Source organism: Bradyrhizobium sp. T-12 (assembly GCF_058314695.1).
In genome coordinates, this window is sequence record NZ_CM177756.1 from 743390 (window position 1) to 764713 (window position 21324).

The 21324-nt window shown below is 64.7% G+C and carries 20 protein-coding genes; 12 read left to right on the forward strand and 8 right to left on the reverse strand.

Features of this window, described 5'->3' with window-relative positions; translation table 11 throughout:
• The first annotated feature begins 179 nt into the window (after positions 1 to 179).
• Positions 180 to 1478: a dicarboxylate/amino acid:cation symporter gene (locus tag AC0WRY_RS03560; RefSeq protein ID WP_194405693.1), complete on the forward strand. Its 1299-nt coding sequence runs from the start codon at positions 180 to 182 to the stop codon at positions 1476 to 1478.
• A gap of 9 nt (positions 1479 to 1487) precedes the next feature.
• On the forward strand, positions 1488 to 2441 hold the full coding sequence (locus AC0WRY_RS03565; protein ID WP_194405694.1) for an amino acid ABC transporter substrate-binding protein: 954 nt from the start codon (positions 1488 to 1490) through the stop codon (positions 2439 to 2441).
• Positions 2442 to 2636: 195 nt separating this feature from the next.
• Here the strand turns inward: AC0WRY_RS03565 and AC0WRY_RS03570 are convergent, their stop codons facing one another.
• Together AC0WRY_RS03570 and AC0WRY_RS03575 are read right to left on the reverse strand one after the other, a co-directional pair.
• Positions 2637 to 3437, reverse strand: coding sequence for an ATP-grasp domain-containing protein (locus AC0WRY_RS03570; protein WP_194408151.1), 801 nt, complete (start codon positions 3435 to 3437; stop codon positions 2637 to 2639).
• Between the two features lie 235 nt (positions 3438 to 3672).
• The gene (locus AC0WRY_RS03575) at positions 3673 to 3825 is read right to left on the reverse strand and encodes a hypothetical protein (RefSeq protein WP_194405695.1); all 153 of its coding nucleotides are present in this window, start codon (positions 3823 to 3825) and stop codon (positions 3673 to 3675) included.
• Here AC0WRY_RS03575 and AC0WRY_RS03580 point away from each other — a divergent pair.
• The 3 genes from AC0WRY_RS03580 (at position 3824) to AC0WRY_RS03590 (ending at position 6939) form a co-directional block, all read left to right on the forward strand.
• Positions 3824 to 4597: a ferredoxin--NADP reductase gene (locus tag AC0WRY_RS03580; protein WP_194405696.1), complete on the forward strand. Its 774-nt coding sequence runs from the start codon at positions 3824 to 3826 to the stop codon at positions 4595 to 4597. The genes AC0WRY_RS03575 and AC0WRY_RS03580 overlap by 2 nt on opposite strands.
• A gap of 283 nt (positions 4598 to 4880) precedes the next feature.
• Positions 4881 to 6599, forward strand: a complete 1719-nt coding sequence (locus tag AC0WRY_RS03585) for an FMN-binding glutamate synthase family protein (protein WP_194405697.1) — start codon at positions 4881 to 4883, stop codon at positions 6597 to 6599.
• A 100-nt stretch (positions 6600 to 6699) separates the two neighbouring features.
• Positions 6700 to 6939: a PilZ domain-containing protein gene (locus AC0WRY_RS03590; RefSeq protein WP_194405698.1), complete on the forward strand. Its 240-nt coding sequence runs from the start codon at positions 6700 to 6702 to the stop codon at positions 6937 to 6939.
• 36 nt (positions 6940 to 6975) lie between these two features.
• Here AC0WRY_RS03590 and AC0WRY_RS03595 read toward each other — a convergent pair whose 3' ends face one another.
• Positions 6976 to 8271, reverse strand: a complete 1296-nt coding sequence (locus AC0WRY_RS03595; RefSeq protein ID WP_194405699.1) for a hemolysin family protein — start codon at positions 8269 to 8271, stop codon at positions 6976 to 6978.
• Between the two features lie 243 nt (positions 8272 to 8514).
• Between AC0WRY_RS03595 and AC0WRY_RS03600 the strand changes: the two genes are divergently transcribed.
• Positions 8515 to 10590: a methyl-accepting chemotaxis protein gene (locus AC0WRY_RS03600; RefSeq protein WP_194405700.1), complete on the forward strand. Its 2076-nt coding sequence runs from the start codon at positions 8515 to 8517 to the stop codon at positions 10588 to 10590.
• Positions 10591 to 10818: 228 nt separating this feature from the next.
• On the opposite strand, the gene AC0WRY_RS03605 is transcribed toward AC0WRY_RS03600, so the two are convergent.
• The 3 genes from AC0WRY_RS03605 to AC0WRY_RS03615 all read right to left on the reverse strand — a co-directional run bounded on the left by AC0WRY_RS03605 (position 10819) and on the right by AC0WRY_RS03615 (position 14398).
• Positions 10819 to 12783, reverse strand: a complete 1965-nt coding sequence (locus AC0WRY_RS03605; protein ID WP_194405701.1) for a carbohydrate porin — start codon at positions 12781 to 12783, stop codon at positions 10819 to 10821.
• Positions 12784 to 13188: 405 nt separating this feature from the next.
• A complete protein-coding gene (locus tag AC0WRY_RS03610; RefSeq protein ID WP_194405702.1) occupies positions 13189 to 13452 on the reverse strand; it encodes a hypothetical protein in 264 nt (87 codons plus the stop codon).
• A 139-nt stretch (positions 13453 to 13591) separates the two neighbouring features.
• The gene (locus AC0WRY_RS03615) at positions 13592 to 14398 is read right to left on the reverse strand and encodes a creatininase family protein (RefSeq protein ID WP_194405703.1); all 807 of its coding nucleotides are present in this window, start codon (positions 14396 to 14398) and stop codon (positions 13592 to 13594) included.
• 153 nt (positions 14399 to 14551) lie between these two features.
• Between AC0WRY_RS03615 and AC0WRY_RS03620 the strand changes: the two genes are divergently transcribed.
• The 6 genes from AC0WRY_RS03620 (at position 14552) to AC0WRY_RS03645 (ending at position 19360) form a co-directional block, all read left to right on the forward strand.
• Complete coding sequence (locus tag AC0WRY_RS03620) at positions 14552 to 15574, forward strand: ABC transporter substrate-binding protein (protein WP_194405704.1); 1023 nt, start codon at positions 14552 to 14554, stop codon at positions 15572 to 15574.
• 10 nt (positions 15575 to 15584) lie between these two features.
• Entirely contained in the window at positions 15585 to 16400 is an 816-nt protein-coding gene (locus AC0WRY_RS03625) for an ABC transporter ATP-binding protein (protein ID WP_259215384.1), read from the forward strand.
• Positions 16397 to 17206: an ABC transporter permease gene (locus tag AC0WRY_RS03630; RefSeq protein ID WP_194405706.1), complete on the forward strand. Its 810-nt coding sequence runs from the start codon at positions 16397 to 16399 to the stop codon at positions 17204 to 17206. The genes AC0WRY_RS03625 and AC0WRY_RS03630 overlap by 4 nt, the downstream gene beginning before the upstream one ends.
• Complete coding sequence (locus AC0WRY_RS03635; protein WP_194405707.1) at positions 17206 to 18195, forward strand: 2-hydroxyacid dehydrogenase; 990 nt, start codon at positions 17206 to 17208, stop codon at positions 18193 to 18195. The genes AC0WRY_RS03630 and AC0WRY_RS03635 overlap by 1 nt, the downstream gene beginning before the upstream one ends.
• Positions 18195 to 18887, forward strand: a complete 693-nt coding sequence (locus AC0WRY_RS03640; protein ID WP_491122678.1) for an AprI/Inh family metalloprotease inhibitor — start codon at positions 18195 to 18197, stop codon at positions 18885 to 18887. The genes AC0WRY_RS03635 and AC0WRY_RS03640 overlap by 1 nt, the downstream gene beginning before the upstream one ends.
• 98 nt (positions 18888 to 18985) lie before the next feature.
• The gene (locus tag AC0WRY_RS03645) at positions 18986 to 19360 is read left to right on the forward strand and encodes a hypothetical protein (RefSeq protein ID WP_194405709.1); all 375 of its coding nucleotides are present in this window, start codon (positions 18986 to 18988) and stop codon (positions 19358 to 19360) included.
• Between the two features lie 135 nt (positions 19361 to 19495).
• Here AC0WRY_RS03645 and radC read toward each other — a convergent pair whose 3' ends face one another.
• Both radC and AC0WRY_RS03655 read right to left on the reverse strand, forming a co-directional pair.
• Positions 19496 to 20209, reverse strand: coding sequence for a RadC family protein (gene radC, locus AC0WRY_RS03650; RefSeq protein WP_194405710.1), 714 nt, complete (start codon positions 20207 to 20209; stop codon positions 19496 to 19498).
• A 40-nt stretch (positions 20210 to 20249) separates the two neighbouring features.
• Entirely contained in the window at positions 20250 to 21206 is a 957-nt protein-coding gene (locus AC0WRY_RS03655; protein WP_194405711.1) for a DMT family transporter, read from the reverse strand.
• Positions 21207 to 21324 lie beyond the last annotated feature (118 nt).

Genomic DNA, 21324 nt, shown 5'->3' on the forward strand with positions numbered 1-21324 from the left:
TGATGCAGCCGCCGCAAACAAAACGAGCAGGCCGCATGCGTTGTGCGCTGCGTGAAGGCTAGATCGCGGCGTGCGATTTCACAACGGGAACATCGTGAAAACGCGATCACACGCAAAGCGTGTTGCGTCGCTCAAATATCTGCGACATCATGAAGCGCCGGTGTACGTGGGGGTAAGCGATGTCGAACAGGTTCACGCAATACATTCTGGCCGCGATGGTGCTCGGCATCGTCATGGGGGCAGCGATCTACAACTTCCTGCCCGACACGCGCGCCGAGTGGGCCTCCGCCATCAACCTGATCGCCATGATGTTCCTGCGCCTGATCAAGATGATCATCGCGCCCCTGGTGTTCGCGACCCTGGTCGGCGGCATCGCCCATATGGGATCGGGCTCCAAGCTCGGCCGCATCTTCGCCAAGACCATGGGCTGGTTCATCAGCGCCTCCTTCATCTCGCTGCTGCTCGGCCTGATCATGGTCAATTTGCTGCAGCCCGGCGCCAACTTCCCGGGCACGCTGCCCCAGGCCGGGCAATCGACCGGCCTGCCGGTGTCGGCCTTCTCGATCGAGAAATTCCTCACCCATCTGATCCCGACCTCGATCGCGGATGCGATGGCGCAGAACGAGATCCTGCAGATCGTGATCTTCGCGGTGTTCTTCTCGGTGGCGATGGGCTCCATGCCCGAACGTTCGAAGCCGATCCTCGCGATGATCGACGACGTCGGCCATATCATGCTCAAGGTCACGAGCTACGTGATGCTGTTCGCGCCGCTCGCGGTGTGGGCCGCCATCACCGCGACAGTCGCCAAGAACGGCCTCGCCGTGCTCTGGAAGCTCATCGTCTTCATGGGCGGCTTCTATCTCTCGCTGATGATCCTGTGGGCGATCCTGGTCGTGGTCGGCTTCGTCGTGATCGGGCCGCGCTACAGTCATCTGTTGAAGCTGGTTCGCGAGCCGCTGATGATCGCGTTCTCGACCGCGAGCTCGGAGGCGGCCTATCCGAAGACGCTCGAGGCGCTCAACCGCTTCGGCGCCTCCTCGCGCATCTCCAGCTTCGTGCTGCCGCTCGGCTATTCCTTCAATCTCGACGGCACGATGATGTACTGCACCTTCGCGGCCGTCTTCATCGCGCAGAGCTATCACATCGACATGTCGCTCGGCACCCAGCTCGCGATGCTGGCGACGCTGATGATCACCTCCAAGGGCGTCGCCGGCGTGCCGCGCGCCTCGCTCGTCGTGATCGCCTCGACCTTGGCGCAGTTCAACATCCCCGAGGCGGGCCTGTTGATGATCATGGGCATCGACACCTTCCTCGACATGGGCCGCAGCGCCACCAACGTGATCGGCAACACGCTGGCGACCTCGGTCGTGGCCAAATGGGAAGGCGAGCTCGGGCCTGAGCACGCGATGGGACCCGGCGATGCCGTGCCTGATGACATGATTCCCGGCGAGGTGCCCGCGATGGCCGGCCATGGGTAGGAGCGAACCATGGGCCAGATCCTGGCGAGGTCGTTGACCTCAGGCCGCCTGAGGCTCGCGGCATCGTTGCTCGCGACCTCCTTGTTGGCTGCGTCGTTGTTCGCGACCCCGGCGCTCGCGCAGACCGGCGAAGGGCTGAGCCCGACGCTGTCGGCCATCAAGACGGCGCACACCGTGCGGCTCGGCTATCGCGAGAGCTCGCCGCCGTTCTCCTTCCTCGACCAGTCGGGCCGCCCGATCGGCTACAGCCTCGAGCTCTGCGAGGCGATCGTCGAGGAGATCGGCGTCGAGGTCGACGACCCCAATCTCAAGATCGACTACGTCAAGGTCACCTCGGACGGCCGCATCGACGCCGTGCTGCAGAACAAGATCGACCTGGAATGCGGCTCGACCACGGCCAATGCCGAGCGCGGCAAGCGCGTCGCCTTCTCGCCGCTGATGTTCGTCGCGGGCACCAAGCTGATGGTGGCGAAAGCATCCACCGTGCAGTCGCTGGTTGACCTGAAGGGCAAGACCATCGTGGTGACCAGGGGCACCACCAACGAGCAGGCGATCCAGGCGGCGGACAAGAAGTCCGCATTGGGGCTGAATATCGTCGCCGGCACCGATCACGAGCAGTCCTACCAGATGCTCGCCGACGGCAAGGCGGACGCGTTCGCGACCGATGACATCCTGCTCTTCGGGCTGATCGCGCGCCACAAGGCGCAGGACAAATTCCGCGTCACCGGCGATTACCTGTCCTACGATCCCTACGGCATCATGTTCAGGAAAGGCGAGCCGCAATTGTCCGCCGTCGTCGAGCGCGCCTTCCGTAAGCTCGGCTCCAACCGCGACCTCGTCCCGCTCTACAACAAATGGTTCACCGCGCGACTTCCGACCGGCGAACGCCTGAACGTGCCGATCTCGCTGCAGCTGGAGGAGGCGTTCAAGGCGATGGACGATTCGGCGAGCGCGAATAATTAGTTCACGCTCGCGCCGCGAACTCGCTGCCTTCCCTTCTCCCCTTGTGGGAGAAGGTGGCGCGAAGCGCCGGATGAGGGGTATCTTTCCGCTCATTCGGATGAGAGTTGGATTCGCGGAGAGAACCCTTCACCCGTCTCACCGCTTCGCGGTGAGCCACCCTCTTCCACAAGGGGAGAGGGGGCAGCGAGTTCTCCGCTAATTTTCCCCAAACACCCGATCCAGCGCCGCGTCATATGTCGCCTGCACCAGCTCCGGATGCAGCTTGCCTAACGCTTCCATCATCACGCCGGAATTGATCTCGAGCACGCGCCATTCGCCGTCGACGCGCACCACGTCGATCGACGCAAACACAATGCCGGTGGTGCGCGCGGCCTCGGTCGCGAGCTTCACGCAGGCCGCACGAGTCTCGCCATCCGCCAGCAGCACCGGCTTTGCGCCGGCATCGAGATTGTGCCGCCAATCCGTGCCACGCTCCTTGCTGTAGACGATTAGGGGCACATCATCGAGCAGCACCACACGGACCTCGTCCTCGATCGCGACATAGGGCGAGATCACGAGCCCGGTGCTCATCGAGAAAACCTCGCCCGTTGCGTGGTCGAGCTCCGCCTCATTCGTCACCTTGAACACCGAGCGCCCCGATGTTCCCTCGTTCGGCTTGATCACCACGCCTTGAGGATTGTCGTGGAGCAGCTCGAGCATCGCGTCCCGCCAGTCGGCGCCAACGACGTTCCCGCCCAGCTTCGGATTGAGGAAGAGGTGATGCGCGATGCAGGGCACGCCCGTGAGTGCCAGCACCTCCGATGTCGCCGATTTGTCATTGGCGAGACGATGCGCGACGGCGCTGTTGAGGCCGATGTCGTAGCCGAAGGCGAAGCGCCGCTCGTTGCCCCGGCGCATCGCGATCAGCCAGCCGCCGGCGCGGACATCGACGGCGATGCCGTGGTCGGCACAATAGCGCCGAATTGCCTGAACGAAGATTCGCTCGCCGCCTGCCATCTGCCTCAACCGTTCGTTTCGATCAGTCCTGGCGCGAAAAGCCGCAAAAATGCGGGGATCGGCGCCAAGCGGGGTGGAAATCAGAGCTATTCTTAATGAAATTCTCGCGAGCGCGACGGAAATTAAGTGCTGCAATCGAGGTCCGGAGGGAAAAGAAATTGCCCTTCCTGCAAGCCGGGCAGCAGATTCATTAATCCTGCGGCCAATTCAGCCGCAAATGCCGGTTTGATCGGCATCAATTGCACCCGAAACGAGGTTGATTATTGGTCTCAATGGCGTAGATCACACACGCGAAATCCTCCGCCATGGCAATGGTGTCCGCCCCGTTTTCAGGGCCGGGCAACGCTTTTGCCCCAAAACCGCAATTATTCGGAATATCGAAAATCATGAGCGCGTTTTACCGAGAGAAGGTTCTGTCCGTTCAGCACTGGACCGACACGTTGTTCAGCTTCCGCGCCACGCGCGATACCGGTTTCCGCTTCCAGAACGGCCAGTTCGCCATGATCGGCCTCGAAGTCGACGGCCGTCCGCTGCTGCGCGCCTACAGCATGGCGAGCGCCAACCACGAGGAAGAGCTCGAGTTCTTCTCGATCAAGGTTCAGGACGGTCCGCTGACCTCGCGCCTGCAGAAGATCAAGGAAGGCGACACCATCCTGGTCGGCCGCAAGGCGACCGGCACGCTGATCACCGACAACCTCATCCCCGGCAAGCGGCTGATGCTGCTCTCGACCGGCACGGGCCTCGCGCCGTTCGCGAGCCTGATCAAGGACCCCGACGTCTACGAGCAGTTCGAGTCCATCGTGCTGGTGCACGGCTGCCGCCAGGTCTCCGAGCTCGCCTATGGCGAGAAGCTGGTCGCGAATTTGCGCGAGGATGAGCTGTTCGGCGAGCTGCTCGCCGACAAGCTCGTGTACTATCCGACCGTGACCCGCGAGCCGTTCAAGAACCGCGGCCGCATTACCGACCTCATCAACTCCGGGCAGATCTTCACCGACATCGGGCAGTCGCCCCTCGACATCGAAACCGACCGCATCATGATGTGCGGCAGCCCGGCGATGCTGGAAGAGCTGAAGGTGATGTTCGAAGGCCGCGACTTCATCGAAGGAAGCGGCAACAAGCCTGGCCATTTCGTGATCGAGAAGGCGTTCGTCGAGCGGTAAGCGCCGCTCGCAGCCATCAATTCAGCTGCCGTCCCGGGTCTGCGCTGGCGCTTGCCCGGGACGACACCGGCGTTTGTGGCGTCAGCCGCGGGCTTGCTTTCCATTGCGCCGCCTGTACCGGCCCCGCCGTCCGAACATCCCCCTTTGCTGCACCGCACCCCGCCCATCGGGCTGATTGATTTGTCTCGGCCAAATTCGCTAGCCTGAAACAAGGGCCGCGTCATATCCGTATGACAGGCGAGGGCGTATCGTACCGCCTCATGCTGGCGAGAGGATCGGAATCGTGGCCAACGACACCAAGACGCAGGAATCCGCCCAATACTCAGCCCCCCAGCACGCATCCCCCAAACGCCTGCCGCTGGCGGAAGAGGGGATCATGGAAACCCTGCTGCTGCCATTCTCGCCGCGCTTCATCGTGCTGACGATCTGCGCGGTCGTCACCGCGCTGTTGATCGGCATCGGCATCGCCGACCGCAAGATCTTCGACATCCTCTTGGTGCCGATCCTGATTTTCGGCGCGCTGACGCTGCTCGGTGTCCGCGATCTCCTGCAGAAGAGCCACGCGGTGCTGCGCAACTATCCGATTTCGGCGCATATCCGCTTCCTGCTCGAAGAGATCCGCCCCGAGATGCGGCAATATTTCTTCGAGAGCGAGAAGGACGGCATGCCGTTCTCGCGCGACACCCGCGCGGTGGTCTATCAGCGTGCCAAGATGGAGCTCGACAAGCGTCCGTTCGGCACCCAGGAGGACGTCTACCGCGAGGGTTATGAGTGGATGCATCACTCGGTCGCGCCGAAGACGCACGCCCAGGAGAAATTCCGCATCACCATCGGCGGCCCCGACTGCAAGAAGCCGTATTCGGCATCGGTGTTCAACATCTCAGCGATGAGCTTCGGCGCGCTCAGTCCGAACGCGGTGCGGGCGCTCAATGCCGGCGCGAAGAAAGGCGGCTTCGCGCATGACACCGGCGAGGGCGGCGTCAGCCCCTATCATCGCGAGATGGGCGGCGACATCATCTGGGAAATCGGCTCCGGCTATTTCGGCTGCCGACGTCTGGACGGCGCCTTCGATCCCGAGGCGTTCGCGCGCGTCGCCGGCGACGACCAGATCAAGATGGTCGAGCTCAAGGTCAGCCAGGGCGCCAAGCCCGGCCATGGCGGCGTGCTGCCGGCGGCAAAAGTCTCGGAGGAGATCTCCAAGATCCGCGGCGTCGCGATGGGCGAGGACTGCATCTCGCCGGCCTCGCACCGCGCGTTCTCCACGCCGACCGGCATGATGCAGTTCATCGCCGAGATGCGCCGCCTCTCGGGCGGCAAGCCGGCCGGCTTCAAGCTCTGCATTGGTCATCCCTGGGAATTCCTGGCGATCTGCAAGGCAATGCTCGAGACCGGCATCTATCCTGATTTCATCGTCGTGGACGGCAATGAAGGCGGCACCGGCGCGGCGCCGCTGGAGTTCATGGATCATCTGGGCATGCCGATGCGCGAGGGCGTCAATTTCGTCCACAACGCGCTGATCGGCATCAATGCGCGCGACCGCATCAGGATCGGCGCGTCCGGCAAGATCGCCACCGCCTTCGACATGGCGCGGGCGATGGCGATCGGCGCGGACTATTGCAACTCGGCGCGCGGCTTCATGTTCTCGCTCGGCTGCATCCAGTCGCTGAGCTGCCACACCGATCGCTGTCCGACCGGAGTGGCGACGCAGGATCCGACGCGGGCGCGCGCCCTCTACGTGCCGCTCAAGATCGATCGCGTGCACAATTATCACCACGCGACGCTGCATTCGTTGACCGAGCTGATCGCCGCCGCGGGCCTCGAGCATCCGCAGCAGCTGCGTCCGATCCATTTCAGCCAACGGACGTCGACGACGCAGGTGCAATCCTTCGCCCAGCTCTATCCGGCGCTGCGTCCGGGCGAGCTGATCGACGGCACCGAGGACCCGCGCTTTAGCGATGCCTGGCGGATGGCACGGGCGGACACGTTCCAGCCGGTGCTGTAGCGGCACCGCTTCGCCCCACCGCGATACCGGTCCGCACAATCACGCCGAGAGCGGGGCGGGCTTTTAACGGTTGGTTCAACTTTGGGTGTAAATTGTGCCCATGGACGAACGACGCGACAAGGCGAGACATCGTGTGCTGAAGGCCGGAACGATCGAGTTCGGCGGCGGCGCGATCGACTGCACCGTCCGCAACCTGTCCGACACCGGCGCTGCGCTCGACGTCACCAGCCCGGTCGGCATCCCCGAACATTTCACGCTGTTTGTCCCGGCCGACGGAGCCCATCTGTCCTGCACCGTGGTCTGGCGCAAGGAGAAGCGGATCGGCGTGCGGTTCGGGTGAGGGGGAGTTGGAGCGCTATTCGCGACGCCGCTCGCCTCATCCCGTCTCGACCTCGCTCAACCGGCTCGCCAAGATCTTGTCGATCCGTCGTCCGTCGAGATCGATCACCTCGATATGCCAGCCGCCGAAGTCGAAGGCATCGCCGGTGTCGGGCAGCGCGCTGAATTGTTGCAGCACGAGGCCCGCCACGGTGTTGTAACGGTGCGGCGGCAATTCGACGCCGAGCAGCTCGCCGAATTCGTCGACCGGCATCCAGCCGGAGATCAGGAATGAATCGTCTGCGCGCCTGACATAAGCCGGCTCCGGCGGTCCCGCTTCAGAATGGAAGGCGCCGACGATCGACTCGAGGATGTCGGCGGCCGTCACCATGCCTTCGAAGCCACCATATTCGTCGTAGACGAAGCCGACATGAACCGGAGCAGTTTTCAGAATGGTCAGCACGTCGCGCGCGTCTGCCGACGCCGGGATGCCGGGCGCCTCGCGCACCAGCGCGCGCAGATCGGGCTCGCGTTCGTTCATAAAGGCGACCAGGAGGTCCTTGGCCTGGAGCACGCCGATCGGCTTGTCGCGGTCGCCGTCGGAGACGGGAAAGCGCGAGTGCGGGCTCTTGGCGATGATCTCCTGGATGGCGGCGAAATCGTCGTTCAGGTCGATCTCGTCGACCTCCGTGCGCGGCGTCATGACCGCGCCCACCGGACGGTCGCCGAGCCGCATCACGCCGGCGATCATCTCCTTCTCGCCGGGCTCGAGCACGCCTGCGCTCTCGGCCTCGCTGACGAGGTGATGGATCTCGTCCTCGGAGACCTTCTCCTCGGACTTGCCGCCGCGGCCGAGCAAAGTGAGGATCAGCTTGCCGGAGAGGTCGAGCAGGAAGACCAGCGGCAGCGAGACCTTCGCGAGAATGTGCATCGCCGGCGCGACCCTCACCGCAATGCTCTCGGGGTCGCGCAGCGCCACCTGCTTCGGCACCAGCTCGCCGACGATCAGGGTGGCGTAGGTGATCAGCGTGACGACGAGGCCGACGCCCACGATGTCGGCAACGCCGGGGGACAGGCCGAGCTCGAGCAGCCATTGCGTCAGCCGCTGTCCGAGCGTCGCGCCCGAGAACGCGCCGGAGAGCACCCCGACCAGTGTGATGCCGATCTGCACCGTCGAGAGGAACTTGCCGGGATCGGCCGCCAGGGTCAGCGCCCGCTCGGCGCCGCGCACGCCCTTGGCCGCGAGCAGCGACAGCCGGGCCGGACGAGACGAGACCACGGCCAGCTCGGACATGGACAGGAGGCCGTTGATGACGATCAGGACGACGACGATGACGAGTTCGACGGAGAGCATCGGGTTTCCGAGGTAAGGGAGTGTGGCCGGATTAGCGGCACACGCCTTGATATAGGTATTCGGCGAGGAAATGCCGTCAATTTTGCCGCATCCGAACGCCCCAGGGAACCCGCGCGCGACAATGGTCCCGGAGATCCGCGACCACCTGACACTCCGCGGAACTACGGAGCGATGCTTAACGGCCCCTTAGTGGCCCGCCGCTAGGTTTTCGAGATTGCAGAAATGTATTCGGGGGACCCAAAGATGCGGATCGGGAAGCTTTTCGCGCTGTCGATGCTGACGGTGACGGTTTTTGCGGTCATCCTCGGCGCCGAGGTGCTGATACCCCAGACGCGCATCTTCACGAACCGCTCCGACGCCATCAAGACGGTCGATGCCTTTGGTGCGATGCTGACGGTCAGCCAGCATGTCGCCGGACTTCGTGCGCCCTACATCTCGCCGATCTTCCAGGAAGGCGTTGCGACGCAGGCGCAGAGCGAAGCGGCCGGGAAGGCTGCGAAAGCGGCCGATGCCGGATTCGAGGCCGCAAGGCGCGCCGTCCTGGTGCTCGATGACAGCGCAGCGATGATCGAAACCCTGGATCGCACCGCCCGACGGCTGAAGGATATCTATACTGCGGCAGACCGCGCGATGAGCGTTCCCCTGGCGGCACGCGACAGTGCCGTGGTCAAGGGCTTCCTGCCCGCCGTTGCCGAAGTCATCAGCAACATCGAGCCCATCATGAACCGGCTCGAAGGGCAGGTCGTCAATGCCGATTCCTCGCTCGCGGCGCTCTTGAGCCTGGCGCGGACCGCACAGGATCTGCGTGTCTCGGCCGGCAGCCGCGCCGCCACACTGTCGCCGGCGCTGTCCGCGCGTCGCCCGCTCGTAGCGGCCGAATTCTCGCTGATGGACCGCATGCAGGGGCGTGTCGAAGCCGACCGCGAGCGCATCGAAGCCGGCATGCAGCAGCTCGGCAATCCGCCCCGCATCGCCTCCGCACTGAAGGCTGCGACGGAATCCTATTTTGGCAAAGCAGCTCCGATCGTGGACAAGGAGATGCCCGCGGCAAGAGGCGACGGCAAGTATGGCACCAACGCCGAGGAGCTGGCGAACGTCATCGTCCCCGCCATCCAGATGTTCTACGGCGTGCGCGACGCCGCGCTGGCCGAAGCGGCCGAGCGTGCCATTGCTGCGCGCAACGGCGCCCTGGCGATGCTGGCGTTGGCCGGCGTTGCCGTGCTTGCCCTGCTCGGAACCCTCGGTGGCGTGACCATGATGCTGCGCAGCCGCGTGGTGACGCCGCTCGGCCGGATCGCGGACGTGATCGGAACGCTCGCCGCTGGACAGCACGACGTCGAGATTCCCGCGACGGGCCGCAATGACGAGATCGGCCAGGTGGCGGGCTCGCTGCAGCACTTCAAGAATTCCTTGCTCGCCAAGAAGCAAGCCGACGAGGCGGCCGCGGTCGAGGCCGAGGCGAAGCTGCGGCGCAGCCAGCGCATGGACCAGATCGCGCGCGAATTCGAAGCCATGATCGGTGACGTCATCAACACGGTGTCGTCGGCCTCGTCCGAGCTGGAAGTGTCCGCGGGCACGTTGACCAGCACGGCCGATCAATCGGAGAAGGTCACCGCAACCGTCGCGGCCGCCTCCGAACAGGCTTCCACCAACGTGCAGACCGTGGCCGCGGCGGCCGAGGAGATGGCCTCCTCGGTCGACGAGATCAGCCGCCAGGTGCAGGACTCCGCGCGGATCGCCGGTGAGGCGGTGCAGCAGGCCGGGCGGACCAACGACCATGTCGGCGAACTCGCCAGGGCCGCGGGGCGGATCGGCGACGTCGTCGAGCTCATCAGCCAGATCGCGGGCCAGACCAATCTTCTCGCCCTCAACGCCACCATCGAGGCGGCGCGCGCCGGCGAGGCCGGGCGCGGCTTCGCGGTCGTCGCCTCCGAGGTCAAGGCGCTCGCCGAGCAGACCGCCAAGGCCACCGGCGAGATCAGCCAGCAGATCTCGGGAATTCAGGCCGCGACGGACGAATCCGTCGGCGCCATCAAGGCGATCGGCGACACCATCACCCGCATGTCGGAGATCGCGTCCGCGATCGCCTCGGCGGTCGAGGAGCAGGGCGCGGCCACGCGGGAGATTTCCCGCAACGTGCAGCAGGCCGCGCGCGGCACCCAGCAGGTCTCCGCCAGCATCGTCGACGTCCAGCGCGGCGCCAGCCAGACCGGCTCGGCGTCCGCCAACGTGCTCAATTCCGCGAGATCGCTGTCCGGCGAGAGCACGCGCCTCAAGATCGAGGTCGGAAAATTCCTGGACGCCATCCGCGCGGCGTAGAGCTCGAGCGTCTCTCTCCGCTCAGAGAGACAATCACATTTGAAAAGCGACGTGCCCGCGGCCCATCCTTCGAGACGCGCGCAAATGCGCGCTCCTCAGGATGAGGACGGAGTGTGCGGCTGCAGCTTCAACGGGCGCTGACGCTGCTGAGCCTGATCCTGAGGAGCCCGCGCAAGCGGGCGTCTCGAAGGACGAGGCGCGCGCCCGGACGGCGCCGTCAGTCGTCGCTCAGAACTCGCCGTGCAGCCGTCCTGAGAACACCGACACCGGGCCGCGGTCGGCATTGTAGGCGGGGTTGACGATGAGCTGGTAGTCGGCCGTGAAGGTCAGCGCCTTGTTCAGCGCGTAGGCGTAGTAGGTCTCCAGCACGCGTTCCCTGCGGTAGTTGAGCCGGCCATCGCCAATCAAGGGGCCGAGGCCGCCGGCGGCGATGAAGTCGCGATGGTCCTGCGACAGCGCGTTGACGGCGCCCGCAAGTGCGACGACGTCGTCGGGCCGGCCCCATCTCGTTCCTTTCACCGAGACGCCGCCGGACAGGCTGCGGTCGATGTCCGTGAAGGCCATGATCTCGTTGCGGCCGTCGTTCCAGCTCCAGCGGCCGAACACGCCGAAATCGTCGGTGATCGCCTGCTCGACGTTGAAGGCGTAGCCATATTTGATACGGCCGCGACGGGTCTGGGTGATGTCGACGCCGAATGCCGGATTGTCCAGCGTCTCGCGATAGCTGCCGGAGAACGCGCTGTTGACGAAGCCGAGCGTGCGCAGCTTGCCGGGCATGCCGAATAGTGAATAGCGCGTCTCGAGCTCCATGACATATTCGCCGCGGCGGCCGACATTCATGTCGAAATTGTTCGAATTGGAAACAGCGCCCACCAGGAAGTAGCCGGCGCGCAGCGCCCACTGCTTCTGATTCAATTCCGCGGTGGCGCCATAGCCCAGGCCGAGCTTGTCGGCGGCATAGTCGAAGGCGCCCGACGCCCAGATCGACCAGTTCATGAAGTCCTTGCGCGGATCATGCGCGTAGGAATTGCCGTCGAATACGTCGACCACGGAGAATTTGCCGACCTGCAGGGTCAGGCGTGAGACGTCGACCTTGCTCGCGAGTTGAAACTGACCGCTGGCAAGCTCCTCCTGCTCGCCGCCGAAGCCGAAGGTGTGGCGCACGAACAGCCGCGAGGCGTTGAAATGCGGATAGGGGAAGCCCGACTTCTGCGCTTCGCCATTGGTGAAGCCCGCGGCGCCCGTCGTGTTGTTGAAACCGAAGCCCTGGAGTAGCTCGGGATTGAAATAGACCTCGCCGCCGTCCCACAGCCGCGCATTCAGATAGAGCGAGTTGCTCCAGGTCTGCTGGAAATCCGGGGACGGCAGCAGGCTGTTGGGCCCGGTATAGGGCGCGCGGAACGCCGGGTAGCCCTGCCCCAGCGCGGTCGACTGGCCGTGGATCTCCCAGCGGTTCGACTCTGTGTCGGTGACGTCCGACTTCGGATTGTAGGTCGGCACGCCCGGCCAGTCGATCTTGCGATTGAGACCGATCCGCAGGCTGTGAAAATCCATCGACGAGGCATATTGCGCGCCGGAGGGGAAGGTGACGTTGGCGTTGTCGAACTTGCTGTAGAGATATTCGAGCCGCGCGGTCCAATGCGGGGCGAAGGCATATTCGGCGCCGCCGCCCGCGGTCCAACCGAGCCGTGTGTGCAGCACCTTCTCTTCGACGCCGCCGTTCGGCGTCGAGAGAAAGCGCTCGCCGGTGAAGGCTGCGCCGCCGGTGGCGTAAAACAGCCAATTGCCGCTGGTGTAGCCGAGCCGCGCGCGCAGGCTAGCGACATAGTCCCAGCGTTCCTCCGCGAACGACAGCGCGGTCCCCGTCGACGACACCACGTGGTTGGAGGGCAGATAGTTCGGAAAGGAAATGTCGCCTTCGACGCCGAGCAGCAGGCCCGAATTGAGGCGCCAATTGTAGCCGGCCTGCACGCCGCCGGTCGCGCCGGTGAAGACGTTGTTGTCGGTTGCGAACAAGGGATCGGTCAGCGTCGCCGATGAGGTGCCGCGGGTGACGCCGACATGCGCGCCGATATAGAGGCCAGTCCAGTCATAGACCGCTTTCAGCGCCGGCGCCTTCAGCGGCAGATCGGCGGCACGGCTGGCGGCGGGAACGGCCAGCACGCCCGAGGCGATTGCCGCAGCTGTCCGCAAGTACCTGAAGCGATAGCCCCTCAACGTCACAACGCCGCCCCCAACACACGAATGGTCCCCATTCGCCGCAGCCGACATCCCTGCCGATTCGCGACGATCCTGTCATCAGGTCCTTGGCTTGTTCACGCGATCTGTCGAGATGATCTCGGTTCGGCGCGATTTCTTCCAAGGTTCCAGATCTTGGCACGAACATTATTGCGATTAATTCGCAATAGCAACTGGCGTGGATTGTCACATGGAGTGTTTCGCATCGCTGTGTGACGGGACGGCAACAAATTCGAGGGGGCCGAAAAGAAGACCCCGCCCGGGGGGGACAGCCGGGCGGGGTCGGGGGCACGACACGGGGTGGATGAGGCGCCCGTGTCGGACGCAGGATCCACGAGAGATCGGCCTCAGGTACTCAAATCAGTAGCAGGTACGAACGCGGCCGACGTACTGGCCGAAGGCGTTGTACTGGGCGACCCAGCCGCAGCGGTGATAGCCGTAGTAATAGGGGTCGTTGCTGGCGGCGATCGCAGAGCCGACGACGGCGGCAGTGGCGATGCCGGCACCGACACCCCAGACCCAACCGGGCTGCTTGGCTTCGGCCGAGGAGGTGGTGGACACGATGCTGCCGGTGACGGCGAGGGCAGCGAGGGCGACGGCGGCAATCTTGGTCTTGATCGACATGTGAAACTCCATCCGGGTTGAGGCGGTCCGTTGTGGCCCGCGTGCCCAGTTTGACGGAGGCTCCACGCGTCCGGTTCGAATGCGGCAAAGCCGCTGCCGGACCTGTGAACTTTCTCGAATGATTCCAGCAGGATATGGGCTAGCCCAGAGGCCCCTTGGCGAGCCTGTTCACGTCGAAGTTATCGACCTCTTCAAGCAATTCGCAAAAGGCCCTCGCGCCCTGGTCGAGCAGCCGCTCGCCTTTCGCAGGCTCAGCCAATGTCGCGTTGCCGACTGCGCCGCTGGCGTTGAGATCCTGCGCCTGCCAGGCAAAGGGCGCGGGCCGCTGCGTCGACAGCCAGCGATATTGCTTCGCCATCGCGACACTGCTCGCGGGAAAATCCGCGACCGCATCTTTCCGCACCTGATCGGGATAGCGCGCCAGCATGATCGAGGTCTCGATCGCGCCGCCGTGGATGCCGTGACGCACTTCCTCGGCCGGGAACAATTGATCCGCGCCCGACAGCCGTGACCACGATGTCGTCACCACGAACAGCTTGTGATGCGCGCGCAGGTCCTGCGCGACCAGCATCATCGCCGCGCTGTTGCCGCCATGGCTGGTGATGATGACGAGCTTCTTCACGCCGCGCCGCGCGATGTCCTCGCCGATCCCGGTCCACCGCTTCAGCGCCGCTTCGTTCGGCAGCGTCTGCGTGCCCGGATAGTCGATATGCTCGGTGGAGATCCCGATCGGTTCAACCGGCAGGAACGTCGCTGGAACGCTTCCCGGCAACAGTTCGCGCACGCGGGCCAGATAGGCGTCAGCGATTAGCACGTCTGTCGTGAGCGGCAGATGGGGGCCATGCTGTTCGGTCGCCGCCAGCGGCAGCACCGCGATCCAGCGCGCCGTCTCCGCGGCGGGCGCATCGGCCCAGCGGATTGCGGTCCAGTCGTGGGACGGCGTCATCAAGGTTTCTTTGCCCGAATTTGTCACGTAATTTGCGCTATCAGGGGATGCGGACCCGGCTGGTTCGCGTCCCCTGATGTCATGCGGTTCTATCGCGTTGCGTTCATATGAGCCAGATGCGATTGGGTTTTAAGCGATCGACGGAGTGCCATTATGCCCCCCATTCACATGCGGCGAACGCTCATTGCGGGCCTCTTGGCCGCTTTCGTCTGCAGCATCCCGGCGCGCGCGGAGACGCTCGACAAGGTCACCTTCGGCACCAATTGGGTCGCCGAGGCCGAGCACGGCGGCTTCTTCCAGGCGGTGGCCGACGGCACCTACAAGAAATACGGGCTCGACGTCACCATCGTCCCCGGCGGCCCCAACGAGAACAACCGGATGCTGCTGATCGCCGGCAAGATCGATTTCTTCATGGCCGCGAACACGCTGATGTCGTTCGACGCGGTCGCCAACAACGTTCCCGTCGTGACCATCGCCGCGATCTTCCAGAAGGATCCGCAGGTGATGCTGACGCAGCCGGATGCCAAGGTTGCGAAGCTCGAGGACCTCAAGCCGCTGACGCTGTTCGTCTCCAAGGAGGGCATGGGCAGCTATTTCCAGTGGCTGAAGTCCGAATACGGCTTCAGCGAGAAGAACGTCCGCCCCTATAATTTCAATCCGCAGCCCTTCATCGCCAATCCCAAGAGCGCCATGCAGGGCTATGTCACCTCCGAGCCGTTCGCGGTGGAAAAGGCGGCGGGCTTCAAGCCCAACGTGCTGCTGCTGGCCGACTATGGCTTCAACACCTATTCGACCCTGATCGAGACGCGCCGCGACATCGTCGAGAAGAAGCCCGATCTCGTCCAGCGCTTCGTCGATGCCTCCATGGTCGGCTGGTACAACTACATCTATCGCGACAATTCCGCCGGCAACGCCATGATCAAGAAGCTCAATCCGGAGATGACCGACGATCTGCTGGCCTATTCCGTCGCCAAGATGAAGGAGCACGGCATCGTCGATTCCGGCGACAGCTTGAAGAACGGCATCGGTGCGATGAGCGACGAGCGCTACTCCTCCTTCTTCAACAAGATGGTCAAGGCCGGCGTCGTGAAGGCGGATCTCGACTTCCGCAAGTCCTACACGCTGCGCTTCGTCAACAAGGGCGTCGGCGTCGAGCTGCGTCCGAACAAGCCGTAGCGCAAGGTCGATGTCTGCAGTCAAGACCTCGTCCGCCGTCGAGACCGGCCTGTCGCATCTCGCCGTCAGCCTGCGCGGCGTGACGAAGACCTATGACAACGGCATCACGGCGCTCGGCCCGTTCGACCTCACGGTCCGCAAGGGCGAGTTCATCTCGCTGCTGGGCCCGTCCGGTTGCGGCAAGTCGACGGTGCTGCGGCTGATCGCGGAGCTCAGCGCGCCGTCCTCCGGGATCGTGCGGGTGGCGCGCCACGAGGGCGAGGCGCAGCCGGGGCACGGCATCGGCTTCGTGTTTCAGGAGCCGACCCTGATGCCCTGGGCCAGCGTGCGCGAGAACGTGCGGCTGCCGCTGAGGCTTGGCGGTGTGCCGAAGTCCGAGGGACGCGCGCGTGCGGACGCTGCGCTGGCCAGCGTCGGGCTCGCCGATTTCGCAGATAGCTTTCCGCGCGAGCTCTCCGGCGGCATGAAGATGCGGGTGTCGCTGGCGCGCGCGCTCGTCACCGATCCCGACATCCTGCTGATGGACGAGCCGTTCGCCGCGCTCGACGAGATCACGCGCTTCCGCCTCAACAACGACCTGCTCGCGCTGTGGCGAGCCCTCGGCAAGACCGTCATCTTCGTCACCCATTCGGTGTTCGAATCCGTCTACCTGTCGCAGCGCGTGGTGGTGATGACGGCACGGCCGGGCCGCATCCAGGCCGACATCCGCATCGAGACGGTCGAGCCGCGGGGCGAAGAGTTTCGCACGTCGACCGCTTACGGCGACTACTGCCGCAAGGTCTCGGGCGCGCTGGCGCCGTCCTATTCGGGGCAGTCGCTGCTATGAGCGCGCAAGCCCCCGTCACCGCGCAGCCGCAAGGCGCGCTGCGCCTGATGCTTCCCGTCATCGTGTTCGCCGCCGGTCTCATCGCCTGGGAACTGGTGGTCCGCCTCAAGGAGATCCCGCCCTACGTGCTGCCGGCGCCCTCGATCATCGTCCTGACACTGTTCAAGGACTGGGCCGTGCTGTCGCAATCGCTCGTCACCACGCTCCTGACCACACTCGAAGGTTTTATCGCGGCCAGCATCGGCGGCATCGCGCTGGCGCTGTTGTTCAACCAGTCGAAATGGGTGGAATATTCTCTCTTTCCCTACGCGATCGTCCTTCAGGTCACCCCGGTGATCGCAATTGCGCCGCTCCTGCTGATCTATTTGGAACAGCAGACCGCGGTCGTGGTCTGTGCCTTCATCGTCGCCTTTTTCCCGGTGCTGTCCAACACCACGCTCGGGCTCAATTCGGTCGATCGCAACCTCACCGGCCTGTTCCAGCTCTATGGCGCATCAAAGCCCCAGACCCTGCGGTTTCTCAAGCTGCCCGCCGCACTGCCCTACATTCTCGGCGGCCTGCGCATCGCCGGCGGCCTGTCGCTGATCGGCGCGGTCGTGGCCGAGATCGCTGCGGGAACGGCGGGCGCCGGCTCCGGGCTCGCCTACAGGATCGCGGAATCAGGCTATCGATTGAACATACCCCGCATGTTCGCAGCGCTGCTTTTGTTGTCGCTCGCCGGGATTGTCATCTATGGGGTGCTGGCGCTAGTTTCGCACCTCGTTTTACGGCGCTGGCACGAGAGCGCGCTTGGAAAGGAAAACTGATGGCTGCCGGTTCGATTTCGTCCGAGAAGATCGACCTTCTGATCTATGGGCCGGTGCGGCCGATCCTCGAGAACGGGTTTTCCGATCATTTCGTCGTGCACAAGGCCGAGACGCGCGGCGACCTCGAGCGGCTGACGCCGGCGATCCGCGAGAAGATTCGCGGCGTCGCGGTGACCTATCACACGGTGCGCGCCGACAAGGACTCGCTGTCGCAGCTGCCCAAGATCGAGATGGTGGCGAGTTTCGGCGTCGGCTACGACCATATCGACGCCAAATATGCCGCCGAGCACAACATCATCGTCACCAACACGCCCGACGTGCTGACCGAGGAGGTCGCCGACGTCGCGATGGGCCTTCTGATCTCCACGCTGCGCGAGTTCATCAAGGCCGACCGCTATGTGCGCTCCGGGCTCTGGCAGACCCAGAACTATCCGCTCAGCGTCGGCTCGCTGCGCGACCGCAAGGTCGGCATCGTCGGCATGGGCCGGATCGGCCAGGCCATCGCGCGCCGGCTCGATGCCTCGCTGGTGCCCGTGGTCTATCACTCGCGCAATCCGTCCAAGGACGTCTCCTACAAGCACTATCCTGACCTGATCGAGATGGCGAAGGCGGTGGACACGCTGATGGTGATCGTGCCCGGCGGTGCCTCGACCAACAAGATGATCAATGCCGAGGTCTTCAAGGCCCTCGGCCCGCGCGGCGTGTTGATCAACGTGGCGCGTGGCTCGGTGGTCGACGAGCCGGCTTTGGTGCAGGCGCTGAAATCCGGCACGATCCTCGCCGCCGGCCTCGACGTGTTCGCGGCCGAGCCGACGGTGCCGGACGAGCTCAAGACCATGCAGAACGTCGTGCTGCTGCCGCATATCGGCTCGGCCTCGGTGGTGACGCGCAACGCGATGGACCAGCTCGTGGTCGACAACCTCAAATCGTGGTTCTCAGGCAAGGCGCCGTTGACGCCGGTTGCCGAAACGCCGTTCAGGGGGCGCTGATGAGAAGCCTTCAGGTCGTTGCATTCGCGATCGCGGCCTCGCTGGCCGCGATCGGCGCTGCGCATGCGCAGGATGCAACGAGCCTGAAGAAGTCGATGCCTGGCCAGTGGGAGCTCTCGACCACCGAGCGCAGCAAGACCTGCGTCGTCACGATGAAGGCCGACGCCGCGGGCCAGGCCTTCAAGCTGGAGCTGGAGCCGGCCTGCAAGACGGCGCTGCCCTTCACCAAGGATATCGTCGCCTGGAGCGTCAGGGGCCTCGATATCGTTCGTCTGCAGGACGCGACCGGTGAAGCCGTGATCGACTTCACCGAGGTCGAGGCCGGCATCTTCGAAGGCCTGCGCCAGGGTGAGGGCGTCTACATCCTGCAGGATCTCGCCGCCGCCCGCTCGATGGCGAAGTCGATGGACCAGATGATCGGCGATTGGTCGATGGTGCGCGGCAACGGCCAGCCGGTGTGTGCGCTGACGCTGACCAACACCGAGGCGAGCCCCGACAATTTCCAGGTCTTCCTCAAGCCGAAATGCGACGCGACCATCGCGCAGTTCAACCCGACGCAATGGCGGCTCGAACGCGGCCAGATCGTCCTGATGTCGAAATCGGGCGCGGCCTGGCAGTTCGAGGCCGACGACAACGCGCAGTGGCGGCGCGTCCCCGACACTGCCGATCCCCTGATCATGCTGCGTCAATAGGCATCCCCGCCGTCACCGCGGCCGAACGGCGACGCTCCCAGGCGGAACCCGCCGACAGGGCATTCCGTTGACGGATGAGGTGATTCTGGAGGTCCGGCATGGCCAAGCGCATCCTCGCAATCGGCATCGAGCCCGGCAATGCCGATTACAGCGCGTTCCCGCAGCTCACGCCCGAACATGTCCGCAGCTACATCGAGGCCCAGCTGCTGCGTCTGCGCGGCCTCGGCTTCGAGGTCACGAGCTGCCTGATCGATCTCGATGCGACGGCCGAGGCCGCCGTCACCGCGGCCTTCCGCGACGAGCACTTCGACTGCATCGTGATCGGCGCCGGCCTGCGCGAGCCGAGGGAGCGCCTGCTGCTGTTCGAGAAGGTGCTCAACCTCGTCCACCGCCTCGCGCCGGATGCCGCGATCTGCTTCAACACCACGCCCGCCGACACCGCCGAAGCGGTGCAGCGCTGGGTGGAGCCGTGACGGCCGGCTGACCCGGATAGCGAGTCAGCCCGTGGTCTGAAAGGCTTGAACCAACGCTTTGCGATACATCGCATCCTTTTCCCGCAATGAGCCGCTGCGCGCCGCAAGCATGGTCGTGGGTATCAGCGGCGTGGCCTAAATCAACCGCATCCCGCGCAGGCTCGCATGTCCGCCTTTGCCCACGATAATGTGGTCGTGCACCGCAATCCCGAGCGGTTTTGCGATGTCGATGATGGCCTTCGTCATCTGGATGTCGGCCTGCGAGGGCGAGGGATCGCCGGAGGGGTGGTTGTGCACCAGGATCAACGCGGTCGCCGATAATTCCAGCGCGCGCTTGATCACCTCGCGCGGATAGACCGGAGTGTGGTCGACCGTGCCGGTCTGCTGCACCTCGTCGGCGATGAGCTGGTTGCGCTTGTCGAGAAAGAGCAGGCGAAATTGCTCCTTGTCGGCGAACGCCATGCTGGAGCGGCAATAGTCGATCACCTCGTTCCAGGACGACAGCGCGTTGCGGCTGTTGACCTCGCCCCTGGTCACGCGGCTCGCGGCGGCCGCGATCAGCTTAAGCTGGTTGATCGCGGCTTCGCCGATGCCGTCGACCTCGCGCAGCCGCGCCACCGGCGCATGCACGACCTCGGCGAACGAGCCGAAAATCTTGATCAGCGTCTTTGCGAGAGGTTTCGTGTCCCGTCGCGGCAGCGCCGGAAACAGCGCCATCTCCAAGAGTTCGTAGTCGCTGAGCGCATCGGCGCCGGCATTGTAGAAGCGCTCGCGCAGCCGTTCGCGATGGCCGTGATAGTGCGGCACCTCGTCAGGCTTGCTCTTGTCGTGGTCCGGCTTGGCGGGCATCGGCCACCAGCATCGCCGGGGCCTAGCGCTTTTGCAACCGTCAATTGCGGGGCGCGCCGGCCGGCGTCCCGGCGGTCGGTGCGAGCGCGGGCACCGTGACCGCCACTACCCCGGCGAGAATGAGCGCCATTCCGGCAAGACTGGCCCAGGTCAAGTGCTCGCCGAGAATGGCGGTACCTAACGCTACGGCGAATCCAGCGCGCAGATAGCTCCCGCTGGTCGTGGCGAGCGTGCCGAGCGTATGTATCAGGCGGAAATAGATCACCATCGCCAGGGCCGTGCAGACCACCCCGAGCGCGATCACCGCCGCAATCGCCTGCGCGGGTGGCTGTTCCAGCCTCCAGGGCTGTTCGAGAGCCGCGGCGGTCGGGAGCATCAGCACCGCAGCGCAGCTCATCGCCCCTGCCGCGGTGACGACCGTGGGCAGACCCGAAAACCGCTGCCCCCAGATCGGTGCGAGCGCGTAACTGAAGCTCGCGCCGAGCACCGCCGTCTGGGCCAATGGCGACGCCGTGCCGATCCCAGACAGCGCATCGATCCCCATGGTCAGGGCGACGCCCGCAAGGCCGAGAACGACGCCGGCGATCTTGCGCCCGCAGATCGCCTGCCGTCCGCGCCCGGTCATGACAGCGATCGCCAGCACAAACATCGGCGGCGTTGCATTGAGCACGCCGGCGAGCCCGCTCGTGATATGCGTCTCACCCCAACTGATCAGGGTGAACGGCAGCGCGCTCTGCAGCAGCCCCTGCACGACGAAGGCGGCCCAAACTGATGTCTGGCGAGGAAGGGAGTGCCCCTGCGCGGTCGCAATCAGGATCAGGAGAATCGCTGCGATGGTCACGCGAGCGGCGACCATCGTGAACGGCGGGATCGTGGCAACAGCGAGCTTGATAAGCGTGAATGAGGAGCCCCAGATCAGCGAGAGCAGCAGCAGCAGCCCGGCCTCGATTGGGAGACTGATCTGTCCCGACGTCGTGTGTCGTTCCTGTGTGCTCATGCGATCTGCTCCTGGGATCGGCACCATGATCCAGGGCTGCGGCGCGGGCTGGCTGAATTCGGACCTCATCGCCCGATGGTGTCCGATTTCGGCTACTCGGTGCGCTGCGTCGAAACTA

Excerpts from the sequence above, each read along its gene's own strand:
- AC0WRY_RS03600 (WP_194405700.1), top strand. The coding sequence starts at position 8,515 with ATGCGGATCGGGAAGCTTTTCGCGCTGTCGATGCTGACGGTGACGGTT.
- AC0WRY_RS03570 (WP_194408151.1), bottom strand. The coding sequence starts at position 3,437 with ATGGCAGGCGGCGAGCGAATCTTCGTTCAGGCAATTCGGCGCTATTGT.
- AC0WRY_RS03655 (WP_194405711.1), bottom strand. The coding sequence starts at position 21,206 with ATGAGCACACAGGAACGACACACGACGTCGGGACAGATCAGTCTCCCA.
- AC0WRY_RS03635 (WP_194405707.1), top strand. The coding sequence starts at position 17,206 with ATGGCTGCCGGTTCGATTTCGTCCGAGAAGATCGACCTTCTGATCTAT.
- AC0WRY_RS03620 (WP_194405704.1), top strand. The coding sequence starts at position 14,552 with ATGCCCCCCATTCACATGCGGCGAACGCTCATTGCGGGCCTCTTGGCC.
- AC0WRY_RS03560 (WP_194405693.1), top strand. The coding sequence starts at position 180 with ATGTCGAACAGGTTCACGCAATACATTCTGGCCGCGATGGTGCTCGGC.
- AC0WRY_RS03645 (WP_194405709.1), top strand. The coding sequence starts at position 18,986 with ATGGCCAAGCGCATCCTCGCAATCGGCATCGAGCCCGGCAATGCCGAT.
- AC0WRY_RS03575 (WP_194405695.1), bottom strand. The coding sequence starts at position 3,825 with ATGATTTTCGATATTCCGAATAATTGCGGTTTTGGGGCAAAAGCGTTG.
- AC0WRY_RS03580 (WP_194405696.1), top strand. The coding sequence starts at position 3,824 with ATGAGCGCGTTTTACCGAGAGAAGGTTCTGTCCGTTCAGCACTGGACC.
- AC0WRY_RS03565 (WP_194405694.1), top strand. The coding sequence starts at position 1,488 with ATGGGCCAGATCCTGGCGAGGTCGTTGACCTCAGGCCGCCTGAGGCTC.
- AC0WRY_RS03615 (WP_194405703.1), bottom strand. The coding sequence starts at position 14,398 with ATGACGCCGTCCCACGACTGGACCGCAATCCGCTGGGCCGATGCGCCC.
- radC (WP_194405710.1), bottom strand. The coding sequence starts at position 20,209 with ATGCCCGCCAAGCCGGACCACGACAAGAGCAAGCCTGACGAGGTGCCG.
- AC0WRY_RS03595 (WP_194405699.1), bottom strand. The coding sequence starts at position 8,271 with ATGCTCTCCGTCGAACTCGTCATCGTCGTCGTCCTGATCGTCATCAAC.
- AC0WRY_RS03610 (WP_194405702.1), bottom strand. The coding sequence starts at position 13,452 with ATGTCGATCAAGACCAAGATTGCCGCCGTCGCCCTCGCTGCCCTCGCC.
- AC0WRY_RS03630 (WP_194405706.1), top strand. The coding sequence starts at position 16,397 with ATGAGCGCGCAAGCCCCCGTCACCGCGCAGCCGCAAGGCGCGCTGCGC.
- AC0WRY_RS03625 (WP_259215384.1), top strand. The coding sequence starts at position 15,585 with ATGTCTGCAGTCAAGACCTCGTCCGCCGTCGAGACCGGCCTGTCGCAT.
- AC0WRY_RS03590 (WP_194405698.1), top strand. The coding sequence starts at position 6,700 with ATGGACGAACGACGCGACAAGGCGAGACATCGTGTGCTGAAGGCCGGA.
- AC0WRY_RS03640 (WP_491122678.1), top strand. The coding sequence starts at position 18,195 with ATGAGAAGCCTTCAGGTCGTTGCATTCGCGATCGCGGCCTCGCTGGCC.